At 49.8% G+C, this 12,950-nt stretch carries 7 protein-coding genes; 6 read left to right on the top strand and 1 reads right to left on the bottom strand.

Features of this window, described 5'->3' with window-relative positions:
* The first annotated feature begins 94 nt into the window (after nucleotides 1-94).
* From rpsT to H6G17_RS01015, 6 genes are all read left to right on the top strand, one after another.
* On the top strand, nucleotides 95-397 hold the full coding sequence (gene rpsT / locus H6G17_RS01035) for a 30S ribosomal protein S20 (RefSeq protein WP_192153512.1): 303 nt from the start codon (nucleotides 95-97) through the stop codon (nucleotides 395-397).
* Nucleotides 398-474: 77 nt separating this feature from the next.
* Nucleotides 475-1,260 (top strand): TatD family hydrolase, encoded by a 786-nt coding sequence (locus H6G17_RS01030; RefSeq protein ID WP_192153511.1) that lies wholly within the window; start codon nucleotides 475-477, stop codon nucleotides 1,258-1,260.
* Between the two features lie 313 nt (nucleotides 1,261-1,573).
* On the top strand, nucleotides 1,574-1,699 hold the full coding sequence (locus tag H6G17_RS33830) for a hypothetical protein (protein WP_277875902.1): 126 nt from the start codon (nucleotides 1,574-1,576) through the stop codon (nucleotides 1,697-1,699).
* Between the two features lie 222 nt (nucleotides 1,700-1,921).
* A complete protein-coding gene (gene rpoB, locus H6G17_RS01025; RefSeq protein WP_192153510.1) occupies nucleotides 1,922-5,221 on the top strand; it encodes a DNA-directed RNA polymerase subunit beta in 3,300 nt (1,099 codons plus the stop codon).
* Nucleotides 5,222-5,390: 169 nt separating this feature from the next.
* Nucleotides 5,391-7,268, top strand: a complete 1,878-nt coding sequence (locus H6G17_RS01020) for a DNA-directed RNA polymerase subunit gamma (RefSeq protein ID WP_192153509.1) — start codon at nucleotides 5,391-5,393, stop codon at nucleotides 7,266-7,268.
* 87 nt (nucleotides 7,269-7,355) lie between these two features.
* Nucleotides 7,356-11,492, top strand: coding sequence for a DNA-directed RNA polymerase subunit beta' (locus H6G17_RS01015; protein ID WP_347276397.1), 4,137 nt, complete (start codon nucleotides 7,356-7,358; stop codon nucleotides 11,490-11,492).
* A gap of 81 nt (nucleotides 11,493-11,573) precedes the next feature.
* On the opposite strand, the gene H6G17_RS01010 is transcribed toward H6G17_RS01015, so the two are convergent.
* On the bottom strand, nucleotides 11,574-12,782 hold the full coding sequence (locus H6G17_RS01010) for an HhoA/HhoB/HtrA family serine endopeptidase (RefSeq protein WP_192153507.1): 1,209 nt from the start codon (nucleotides 12,780-12,782) through the stop codon (nucleotides 11,574-11,576).
* Nucleotides 12,783-12,950 lie beyond the last annotated feature (168 nt).

Here is a 12,950-nt window from a genome sequence, read left to right as displayed (position 1 = left end):
AACCTGGATTTTTAGTAGAATCGCAATCTTGTCAATCTAGGTGCTATATTAGTACATCTAGGATTTTGTCTAATTTACGTTCCCTAACTTAACTGTGGCTAATACAAAGTCTGCTATCAAGCGCGTTCAAATTGCCGAGCGTAATCGGCTGCGGAATAAGGCATATAGCTCAGCCGTCAAAACGCTGATGAAAAAGTATTTCAGTACTCTGGAAGCTTACGCCGCCAATCCTACTCCAGAGCTGAAGCAAGAAGTCCAACAACGGATGTCGGCAGCATATAGCAAAATTGACCGAGCCGTAAAGCGGGGCGTACTCCATCGTAATAATGGAGCCAGGAAAAAATCCCGTCTGGCTAAGCAACTCAAACAGTACGAAATGGCTAAGACTGAAGGATAAAGGCGAGAGGTAAAAGGTAAGAGGTTATTAGTTACTCTTCCCCTACTCCCTACGACCCGAATCCCTACTCCCTAGTTATGCAATTGATCGACTCTCACGTACATCTCAACTTCGACGTGTTTGAACCGGATTTGGCAGCCGTGCGATCGCGATGGCAAGCAGCAGGAGTCGTACACTTGGTTCATTCCTGTGTCGAGCCAGCAGAATTTGCCAGCATCAGCGCGATCGCGCAGCAATTTCCAGAAGTCAGCTTTGCCGTTGGGTTACATCCACTAGATGCCCACAAATGGACGGAGAGTATGTCAGCAGAAATTTTGTCCTTGGCATGTAGTAACGATCGAGTCGTGGCAATCGGCGAGATGGGACTGGATTTCTATAAAGCAGAAAACCAAGAGCAACAGCGAGAAGCATTTGAAGCGCAATTGGAGATTGCAGCTACCCTCAACTTACCTGTGATTATCCATTGTCGGGAAGCAGCCGCACAAGTTAGAGAGATATTACAGTTGATGAAGCAGCGTCACGGCGAGAAAATTCGCGGAGTCATGCATTGCTGGAGCGGAACTCCAGAGGAAACTGCCTGGTTTCTGGATTTGGGGTTTTATGTAAGTTTCAGCGGTATTGTCACGTTTAAGAATGCTCTTACCGTTCAAACAGCAGCACAGATGGTAAGCAGCGATCGCCTTTTGATTGAAACTGATTGTCCGTTTTTGGCTCCAGTTCCTAGGCGAAAAGAGCGGCGCAACGAACCGGCTTTCGTGCGGCATGTCGCCGAGTTTCTGGCTCACCTGCGCGGGGTTGAACTAGAAGAGATTGCAGCTCAAACAACGGCTAATGCTTGTCAACTATTCGGTTTGTCGGCGTGAATTAGCGATGAGAACAACGGCTCGGATTCGCTACACCTGCTGTCATAGGTATATTAAAAACGCCATAATGGTTAAGGAGCGTGTATGAAACAATTTTTTAGCCCACCGCACAAAAGTTGGGAATATACATCATTTCGCCGCCTCAACGTAAATTTTTGCTCTTATCCCTTGACAAAACATAGGTGAGAGAATAAGAGGAATTACTCTTTCGCTGTAGCAACCGGAATCTGCCGTCCCTACGATCTAATGAGCCAGAATAGACTGCTTTTTTCTTGTAACTGTCAAGTATTTGGTTTCCTGACTCAGAACAATTTTGATTTTTGCTTACGCGATCGCCTCAACGGGGAATTCCGTCAACGGCGATCGTTTAGCTGTTGTCTGCTTGATGGATCGAGAACAGTTTAGAAATATGGCTCTCGTAAAAGAATTCGGAATTTAGAACTATATGGTATACGGTACAAGCCTCTAGATTCATTCACGGAAAACCAGAAGATGCATAGCATCGACAATCCCTCCCCCGCATTCATAACTCCATTCCAGTTTTGGGATTACACCCAGTCGAGGAAATAGCGTGGGTGAGACAACAATTCCGAATTCCGAATTCACAATTCCGAATTCGAGACGATCCGCCAAACACTTTCACTAGCGAGCTTCAAGACGCATGACTACAGAGATATCTAAAGAATCTACCTCCTACTTGCTGCCCGACTTAATCGAAATTCAAAAAGCTAGTTTTCGGTGGTTTTTAGAAGAAGGCTTAATTGAAGAACTCAATAGCTTCTCACCAATTACCGACTACACGGGCAAATTAGAACTGCACTTACTAGGTCACAATTATAAACTCAAACAGCCTAAATACGATGTAGACGAAGCCAAGCGTCGCGATGCTACATATGCCGTACAGATGTACGTACCGACACGCTTGATCAATAAAGAGACAGGCGAGATTAAAGAACAAGAGGTTTTTATTGGCGACCTGCCCCTAATGACCGATCGCGGTACGTTTATTATTAACGGTGCAGAACGGGTAATCGTCAATCAAATCGTGCGATCGCCTGGAGTCTACTACAAATCAGAAATCGATAAAAACGGTCGTCGCACCTACAGCGCCAGTTTGATTCCTAACCGAGGCGCGTGGCTGAAATTTGAAACCGACCGGAACGATTTAGTTTGGGTACGCATTGATAAAACTCGCAAACTGTCGGCACAAATTTTGTTGAAAGCACTTGCCCTGACAGATAATGAAATTTTTGATGCCCTGCGTCACCCAGAATATTTCCAAAAAACGATCGAAAAAGAAGGGCAGTTTTCTGAAGAAGAAGCCCTGATGGAATTGTACAAGAAGCTACGTCCTGGCGAACCACCAACGGTATTGGGCGGTCAACAGCTCCTCGACTCACGCTTTTTCGATCCCAAGCGCTACGATTTAGGGCGCGTCGGACGGTACAAACTGAATAAAAAGCTGCGCTTATCGATCCCCGATACGACGCGGGTACTGACACCAACAGATATTTTGGCAGCGATCGACTACCTGATCAACTTAGAGTTCGACATGGGTAACACCGACGATATCGATCACTTGGGCAATAGACGAGTCAGAAGCGTCGGCGAGTTGCTGCAAAACCAAGTCCGCGTCGGCTTAAACCGCTTAGAACGGATTATCCGCGAACGAATGACCGTCTCGGATACAGATAACCTCAGCCCGACTTCATTGGTCAACCCCAAACCCCTAGTCGCTGCGATTAAGGAGTTTTTTGGCTCCAGCCAACTGTCGCAGTTTATGGATCAGACCAACCCCTTAGCAGAATTGACTCACAAGCGCCGCCTCTCAGCCCTCGGTCCTGGCGGATTGACGCGAGAACGGGCGGGTTTTGCCGTGCGAGATATTCACCCCTCGCACTACGGGCGGATCTGCCCGATTGAGACTCCAGAAGGTCCCAACGCGGGTCTGATTGGTTCTTTGGCAACTCACGCCAGAGTTAACCAATACGGCTTTTTAGAAACGCCTTACCGCGAAGTGAAAAACGGGCGAGTCTTGTACGATGGCGCTCCCATTTACATGACAGCCGACGAGGAAGACGATTTTCGCGTCGCACCTGGGGACGTGCCGATCGACGAACATGGCAATCTGCTGGGCGCTCAAGTCCCCGTGCGTTACCGCCAAGACTTCACCACCACCACCCCCGACCAAGTGGATTACGTGCAGGTGACACCCGTACAGATCGTCTCTGTCGCCACCAGCTTGATCCCGTTCTTGGAACACGACGACGCTAACCGCGCCCTAATGGGTTCCAACATGCAACGGCAAGCCGTCCCCTTGCTCAGACCGGAGCGACCCTTGGTAGGAACGGGGTTAGAAGCGCAAGCAGCGCGGGACTCTGGGATGGTGATTATTAGTCGTACCGATGGCGAAGTGAGTTACATAGATGCCACTCGCATTCGCGTTCGCGCTGCCAACGGGAGCGAGATTGAGTACCAAATGTCCAAGTACCAACGCTCCAACCAGGATACATGTCTCAACCAGCGTCCGCTCGTCCGTAAAGGCGATCGCGTTACTGCCGGACAGGTAATTGCTGACGGCTCCTCCACCGAAGGCGGCGAAATTGCTTTGGGACAAAATATTCTCGTTGCCTATATGCCTTGGGAGGGCTACAACTACGAAGACGCAATTTTAATCTCGGAACGGTTGGTACAGGAAGACCTGTATACATCAATTCACGTTGAAAAATACGAAATTGAGGCACGGCAAACTAAACTTGGACCCGAAGAAATTACCCGCGAAATTCCCAACGTCGGGGAAGATGCCCTGAGACAGTTAGACGAACAAGGGATTATCCGCGTTGGCGCTTGGGTAGAATCGGGCGATATCTTAGTTGGCAAAGTTACCCCCAAAGGCGAATCCGACCAACCACCAGAAGAAAAACTGCTACGGGCAATTTTTGGTGAAAAAGCGCGGGACGTGCGCGATAACTCCCTGCGCGTACCCAACGGCGAAAAAGGGCGTGTCGTAGACGTGCGCGTATTTACCCGCGAACAGGGTGACGAATTACCCCCTGGCGCTAACATGGTCGTGCGCGTGTACGTCGCTCAAAAACGCAAGATTCAGGTTGGGGATAAAATGGCAGGACGACACGGCAATAAGGGAATTATTTCTCGCATTTTGCCTTTAGAAGATATGCCATATTTGCCAGACGGCAGACCCGTTGACATCGTGCTGAACCCCTTGGGCGTACCCTCCCGCATGAATGTGGGACAAGTCTTTGAGTGTCTCTTGGGATGGGCGGGGGCTAACTTGGGCTTGCGGTTTAAGCTAACTCCATTTGATGAAATGTTTGGCGAAGAAGCATCCCGCACCATCGTTCACGGCAAATTGACGCAAGCCAGAGAAGACACCGCTCAAGATTGGATGTACGACCCAGAAAATCCGGGGAAAATTCAAGTCTTTGACGGACGCACGGGAGAACCATTCGATCGCCCGATCACGATTGGTATGGCTTACATGCTGAAACTGGTACATTTGGTAGACGACAAGATTCATGCTCGTTCTACAGGTCCTTACTCCTTGGTGACGCAACAACCCTTGGGTGGAAAGGCGCAGCAAGGCGGTCAGCGATTTGGCGAAATGGAAGTGTGGGCGCTGGAAGCTTTCGGCGCTGCCTATACCCTGCAAGAGCTGCTAACGGTGAAATCCGACGACATGCAAGGACGGAACGAAGCCTTAAACGCGATCGTCAAAGGCAAGGCTATCCCTCGACCTGGCACGCCCGAATCTTTCAAGGTATTGATGCGAGAGTTGCAATCTTTGGGGCTAGATATTGCCGTGCATAAGGTAGAAACTCAAACTGACGGCAGTACCTCTGATGTCGAGGTGGATCTGATGGCAGATCCGGCTGGTCGCCGCACTCCTTCCCGTCCTACCTACGAATCTCTCAGTCGCGAATCGTTGGAAGAAGAAATTTAGTGGCGAGTGGTGAGTGATGAGTGGTGTTTCTACTCCTTCCTCCCTACTCCCTACTACCCGGCTCCGATGGCGAACGCGGCTCCAATGCGGAGGGAACCTCCGCTTCCGCCCGCTTGGAAACCTCGCCCTCTGCCCGCTTCCCTACTCTCTACTCCCTTACCCCTCAAATATGAGACCAGGATTATCAAATCAGTTCGACTACGTAAAAATTGCGATCGCCTCGCCAGACCGGATTCGGGTTTGGGGTGAAAGAACCCTGCCAAACGGGCAGTTAGTTGGTGAGGTGACAAAGCCAGAAACGATCAACTACAGAACGCTCAAACCAGAAATGGATGGGCTATTCTGCGAACGGATTTTTGGTCCGGCGAAAGATTGGGAGTGCCATTGCGGAAAATACAAGCGCGTCCGCCATCGGGGCATTGTTTGCGAGCGTTGCGGCGTAGAAGTGACAGAATCCCGCGTCCGCCGTCACCGGATGGGATTTATCAAACTCGCTGCCCCAGTTGCCCACGTTTGGTATCTCAAGGGGATTCCCAGTTATATTTCGATTTTGCTAGATATGCCACTGCGGGATGTCGAGCAAATCGTTTACTTTAACGCTTATGTCGTCCTCAAACCAGGCAACGCCGAGACTTTAACTTACAAACAACTACTCAGCGAAGATCAGTGGATCGAGATTGAAGACCAACTTTACAGCGAAGATTCTACCTTAGAAGGCATAGAAGTAGGGATCGGAGCTGAGGCATTAGCAAATTTGCTCTCGGATATCAAACTGGAACCAGAAGCAGAAACGCTGCGGCAAGACATTGGTACGGCAAAAGGACAGAAACGGGCGAAACTGATCAAACGGCTGCGGGTGATCGATAACTTTATCGCCACTGGCTCGAAACCAGAGTGGATGGTAATGAGTTACATTCCGGTAATTCCCCCAGACTTGCGCCCGATGGTGCAGTTGGATGGCGGACGATTTGCTACGTCCGACTTAAACGATCTGTATCGTCGCGTGATCAACCGGAACAACCGTCTGGCGCGCTTGCAAGAGATTTTGGCTCCTGAAATCATCGTCCGTAACGAAAAGCGAATGCTGCAAGAAGCAGTCGATGCTTTGATCGATAACGGTCGTCGGGGTCGCACGGTGGTAGGCGCAAACAACCGTCCGTTGAAATCCTTATCGGATATTATCGAAGGGAAACAAGGTCGCTTCCGCCAAAACTTGCTCGGCAAACGGGTTGATTATTCGGGACGTTCGGTAATCGTCGTCGGACCCAAACTTAAAATTCACCAGTGCGGTTTGCCACGGGAAATGGCGATCGAGCTATTCCAGCCGTTTGTGATCCATCGTCTGATTCGCGGTGGAATTGTCAACAATATTAAAGCTGCGAAAAAACTGATTCAGCGCAATGACCCCAGCGTGTGGGACGTTTTAGAAGAGGTGATTGAAGGACACCCAGTCCTGCTCAACCGCGCTCCGACACTTCACCGTTTGGGAATTCAATCTTTCGAGCCGATTTTAGTCGAAGGTCGAGCAATTCAACTCCATCCTCTCGTTTGTCCGGCTTTCAACGCTGACTTTGACGGCGACCAAATGGCGGTTCACGTCCCTCTATCTCTGGAATCGCAGTCAGAAGCAAGATTGTTGATGCTCGCTTCTAATAATATTTTGTCTCCGGCAACAGGTAGACCGATTATTACTCCCAGCCAAGACATGGTTCTCGGCTGTTACTACCTGACAGCCGAAAATCCCAACAATAATCGTGGTGCTGGCAGTCACTTTGCATCGCTCGATGACGCGATCGTGGCTTACGAGCAAGAGCGAGTAGACCTACACGCCAAAGTTTGGGTACGCTACGACGGCAAAGTAGAGACGGCGAAGCCAGACAGCGAGCCTTTAAAAGTAGAACAGCAGGGCGATGGCACGGTGACCAAACACTTTCGCGAACGACGAGTCCGAGAGGATAGTAGCGGTAATTTGCTGTCGCAGTTCATCCTGACAACTCCTGGTCGGATTATTTACAACAAAGCAATTCAAGACTCGATTGTCAGCTAGGGATTAGGGGCTGGGGACTAGGAAAAATTCAAAATTCGCAATTAACTCACTTTCCCTGTAAGGGCGGGTTTAACCGCAGAAGAATTTATTCCAGAACAGGTATCTTTAAACAACCCGCCCCTACGATTCTCCACTCATCACGCGCCACGCACTACTCACTACTCACTACTTACTAAAAACATGGCAGACGGTAAGGAATTTATTTTTCGCAACCGCGTAGTTGGTAAAAGCCAGCTGAGAAATCTAATTGCTTGGTCGTTCACGACTTATGGCACTGCTCGCACGGCAGTTATGGCAGATAAGCTGAAAGATTTAGGATTTCGCTACGCGACGAAAGCAGGGATCTCAATTAGCGTTGACGATTTGATGGTTCCGCCTTCTAAGCGATCGCTCTTGGAAGCTGCCGAAGCCGAAATTAGAGCCACGGAAGCGCGTTACCAACGGGGAGAAATCACTGAGGTCGAGCGTTTCCAAAAAGTGATCGACACTTGGAACAGTACCAGCGAAGCCCTCAAAGATGAAGTAATGAGTCACTTCGAGCGGACGAATCCGCTGAACTCAGTACACATGATGTCTATTTCTGGGGCGCGGGGTTCGATCGCCCAGGTGCGGCAGTTGGTCGGAATGCGCGGGTTGATGGCAGACCCTCAAGGGGAAATTATCGACTTGCCAATTAAAACGAATTTCCGCGAAGGGCTGACCGTTACCGAATACATTATCTCGTCCTACGGGGCGAGAAAAGGTTTGGTAGATACAGCGCTGCGCACGGCAGACTCCGGTTATTTAACACGACGCTTGGTAGACGTATCCCAAGACGTGATCGTACGGGAATTTGACTGCGGTACGACCCGCGCCATTCCCGTGCGCCCGATGATGGATGGCGATCGCACTTTGATTCCGATCGGCAATCGCTTACTAGGTCGAGTAGCGGCAGTTGACGTAATCCACCCAAAAACGAAAGAAGTTCTGGTGCAGAGAAACCAGCCTATTTATGATGAATTGGCGCAGGCAGTAGACAAAGCAGGCGTTGAAGAAGTGATAGTCCGATCGCCCCTCACCTGCGAAGCAGCGCGATCGGTCTGCCAACACTGCTACGGCTGGAGTTTGGCACACGCTAAGATGGTAGACTTAGGCGAAGCGGTGGGGATCATTGCCGCTCAAAGTATTGGCGAACCAGGTACGCAGCTAACCATGCGTACCTTCCACACGGGCGGCGTATTTACCGGAGAAGTAGCGCGACAAGCACGGGCAGAACAAGACGGCACGATTCGGATGCCGCGCAATCTCCGCAATCGTCCGTTTAGAACCCGCCACGGGGAAGACGCGCTGATGGCGGAAAACAACGGGGCGCTGACTTTGGAGCTTGCCAATGGCAGCAAAGTGAATATTCCCGTCAACCAAGGTTCGATCGTCTATGTCAATGACGGTCAGACAGTGACAGTTGGACAACTGATCGCTGAAGTCCCCGTTGGCAACCGTACCACCAGAGTGAATACGGAAAAAGTTACGAAAGACGTGGCTTCGGACTTGGCAGGAGAAGTCAAATTTGCGGATGTCGTCGCGGAAGAAAAGACCGACCGTCAAGGTAACACGACGACTACTGCATCTAGAGGCGGCTTGATCTGGATCTTGTCGGGAGAAGTTTACAACTTGCCCCCAGGTGCAGAACCAAGCGTCAACAACGGCGATCTCGTCGAAGCGAATAGCGTCTTGGCGCAGATGAAACTGACCAGCGTGCATGGGGGTATCGTGCGCTTACCCCAAGCTGCTGATGGGGCGCGGCAGCGAGAAATTGAAATCATTACTGCCTCTGTGGTTCTCGATACGGCTACCGTGCGATCGGAAAGCTTCCAAGGTCGCGAGCATTACACGATTGAAACAAATAACGGTCAACAATTTTCGCTCTTAGCGACCCCAGGCACAAAAGTGCAAAACGGTCAAGTTGTTGCGGAGCTAATTGACGATCGCTACCGCACTGCTACTGGTGGAATTGTGAAATTTGCTGGGGTAGAAATCGGTAAAAAAGGTAAGGCAAAGCAAGGTTACGAAGTCGTCAAGGGTGGAACTTTGTTGTGGATTCCTGAAGAATCTCACGAAGTCAATAAGGATATCTCCCTGCTAATCGTCGAGGACGGCACGTATGTCGAAGCGGGTACGGAAGTCGTGAAGGATATCTTCTGCCAGAATAGCGGCGTTGTCACCGTGACTCAGAAGAATGACATTTTGCGCGAACTGGTGGTGAAGCCAGGGGAATTGCTGATGTTAGACGACCCAGAAGCAGCACTCGGCAGAGACGGAACTTTAGGTCAGCCTGGAGAAGAAATCGTCCCAGGACATACCCTATCCGAACTACGTTATATCGAGTATGTCGAATCGCCTGAAGGTCCAGCCTTACTGCTACGTCCCGCAATCGAATATGCCGTACCAGATGTTCCACCCGTACCCAGCACGCAATCCGTTAACCAATCGGGTCGCCGGATTGAGTTGCGATCGATGCAGCGTATTGCTTTTAAAGATTCCGAGCGGGTGAAGTCGATTGAAGGAGTAGAACTGCTGCGGACGCAATTGGTCTTGGAAATCGAGCAAGACACTAGCGGAGAACACGGTAGTTCGCCAATGGTGGCAGATATCGAATTGATTCCGGATGCAGAAGATCTCGAACTCCAGCGCTTGCAGTTGGTAATTTTGGAGTCTTTAACAATCCGCCGCGACGTAGCCGCCGATGCTACCCAAGGCAGTACTTCGACCACATTACTCGTAGAAGACGGGCAGAATATTCCGCCTGGTGCAGTGGTGGCACGGACGGCAATTCAGTGCAAAGAAGCTGGAGAAATTCGCGGTATTCGCGAAGGTGCAGAAGCAATTCGCCGCATACTCGTGTTGCGAGAAAGCGATCGCCTATCCATTCCCACTAAAGAACGTCCTCAAGTCAAAATTGGTGAGTTGGTTGTAGCAGGTATGGAAATCGCTCCGGGAGCAGTTGTGGCTGAATCCGGTCAAGTACTAGAAATTAAGAAGGCAACGGGAGACAAAAAAGAGCAGGAGCAACCAGGCGATGGAGCATTGGTTAGCAATGCTTATGAAGTGGTTGTACGCACAGGTCGCCCTTATCGCGTCAGTAACGGTGCGGTATTGCAAGTCGAAGACGGCGAACTGGTTCAACGGGGCGATAACTTAGTGCTGTTGGTCTTTGAACGGGCAAAAACCGGAGACATCATTCAGGGTTTACCCAGAATTGAGGAACTACTGGAAGCACGCAAACCAAAAGAAGCGTGTATCCTTGCCCGTGCTGGCGGTACGGTGGAATACAATCGGATTGAGGATGAAACTGTTGCCATTAAGGTGATTGAAAATTCTGGCAATCTTACTGAGTATCCAATTGGACCTGGGCAAAATGCCATTGTCTCTGATGGAGCGCACATAGAGTTAGGTACGCCACTGACCGACGGTCCAGCAAACCCCCATGAAATTCTGGAGATCTTCTACAATCGCAATGCTGCCGAGGGTGTCTATGCTAGTGCGCTGGAAGCTTTACAGCGAGTCCAGACATTTCTAGTGAATGAAGTTCAGTCCGTCTACCAGTCTCAAGGCATTGATATTTCTGACAAGCACATCGAAGTGATCGTGCGTCAGATGACTTCCAAGGTGCGGATCGACGATGGTGGTGACACGACCATGTTGCCAGGAGAGTTGATCGAACTGCGGCAAGTCGAGCAGGTCAACGAAGCAATGAGCATCACTGGTGGGGCGAAAGCACAGTATACGCCGATGCTCTTGGGTATTACCAAGGCATCGCTGAATACAGATAGCTTCATTTCAGCAGCTTCGTTCCAAGAAACGACGAGGGTACTGACTGAAGCAGCGATCGAAGGTAAATCTGATTGGTTGCGGGGTCTGAAAGAAAACGTAATCATCGGACGCTTGATTCCAGCAGGAACTGGTTTTAACACCTACGAAGAAGTTAGTACGACCAGTAATGATGATTTCGACACCATGCCAACCAGCGTCTTTGATGATGGTGACGATGCTATGGATGTCGTCCTCGACGATCGCACGGCTCGTGCCTATAACCTAGACGGGATGGGAGATAGCTTCGGTTTCGATCGCAACTCTGCCATCCTGGATGAAGATGACGATCTGATGATCGACGACTCTTCAGCTGGCGACGTGGATGATGACGATGATGACGATGATGACGATGATGACTTCGACGACGACATCTAACTAAAAAAAAGGGTGGGCATTGTCCACCCTTTCTGTTTTCTGTCAAGAGGCAAAATTTCACCTCTCGATAAACAAAATCTCTTATTTGAGCGAAGCGCTTTGCAACTCGCCCGTGCGGACGGAAAGTTGTTGAGTTCGATCGCCCCGCCGGACTTTGACTTGGATCGCCTGCCCAACTTGAGTATCCTCAACTAAACTTTGTAGCTGTTCGGCTTTTGTAATCGTCTGCCCGTCTACTTGGACGATGACATCTCCCCGACGCAATCCAGCGGCAGCAGCAGGCGAGTTGGGTAAGACTCGTACTACCAATACGCCATTCACTTCGGGAATTTGAATTGCCGAATTAGGATCGCTGTTATTTTGCTTTGCCAATGAGGGGGTAAGGGTTTCCATTTGTACCCCAATATATGGATGGGCGACTTGCTCACCTCGAATTAACCGATCTTTAATCGCTTTGGCTTTGTCAATTGGAATTGCAAAACCGATCCCCATCCCGTCAGCGCGAATCGCCGTGTTGATGCCAATCACTTCGCCGCGATCGTTCAATAGCGGACCCCCAGAATTACCAGGATTGATCGCCGCATCAGTTTGAATGAAATCTAGCCGTTTATCGGGAATACCAACTTGGGCGCTAGAACGCTTGAGAGTGCTGACAATACCAAGGGTGACGGTGTTATCTAATCCCAAAGGATTTCCTACGGCGATCGCCCAATCTCCAACCTGGACGCTAGAAGAGTCTCCCAAAGGTGCTACGGGCAAATTTTTGCCGTTGACTTTAATCGCTGCCAAATCGGTAACTTCATCTACACCTTGCACCTGACCTTCCAAAACACGCCCATCTTTTAAAGTTACCGTCACCTTATCGGCTTGAGCGACAACGTGGGCATTGGTTAAAATCTCGCCGCTAGAATCGACAATGAACCCAGAACCCAATCCTTGCAAACGTTCAGGTGGCAATTGTTGGGGAAAGTTTTCGCCAAAAAAACGGCGGAAAAATGGGTCGTCTGAAAAAGGATCGGGTAGGCGGCGCGTAATCGTGCGTTCTGTATCGATGCGTACCACCGCTTGTCCGACGCGATTAACTGCCGCAGTCACAAAGCTGTTGGGCTGGATGGCAGCTTTTTGAGTTGGGGCTGCTGGTGTGGCAGCTTGGGAAATAGTTGCTTGAGGTACTGGGTCTGCTTGTGATGGTAGTACCCACAGACAACTGCTTAGAAATACACCTATAACAATCGCCAACACATAAGTACTGAGTTGGCGGATACATTGCATAACTTTTCCTAATTGCATAGAATTAATTGCTCAGTCAGTTATCATTTGTCAGTTGTCATTTGTCATTTGTCATTTGTGAATCACCAATCTCAGTTATCAGGGAACAGCAACCAACAACAGTCAACCAACAACTCATTACCAATGACCAATGACCGATGACCAATGACAAGTCATATCTAATATTTT

The sequence above is a fragment of the Chroococcidiopsis sp. [FACHB-1243] genome (genome assembly GCF_014696895.1).
Lineage (GTDB): Bacteria > Cyanobacteriota > Cyanobacteriia > Cyanobacteriales > Chroococcidiopsidaceae > Chroococcidiopsis.
This window is presented reverse-complemented; position numbering and strand designations above follow the sequence as displayed.

Excerpts from the sequence above, each read along its gene's own strand:
- H6G17_RS01030 (WP_192153511.1), top strand. The coding sequence starts at position 475 with ATGCAATTGATCGACTCTCACGTACATCTCAACTTCGACGTGTTTGAA.
- rpoB (WP_192153510.1), top strand. The coding sequence starts at position 1,922 with ATGACTACAGAGATATCTAAAGAATCTACCTCCTACTTGCTGCCCGAC.
- H6G17_RS01020 (WP_192153509.1), top strand. The coding sequence starts at position 5,391 with ATGAGACCAGGATTATCAAATCAGTTCGACTACGTAAAAATTGCGATC.
- H6G17_RS01010 (WP_192153507.1), bottom strand. The coding sequence starts at position 12,782 with ATGCAATTAGGAAAAGTTATGCAATGTATCCGCCAACTCAGTACTTAT.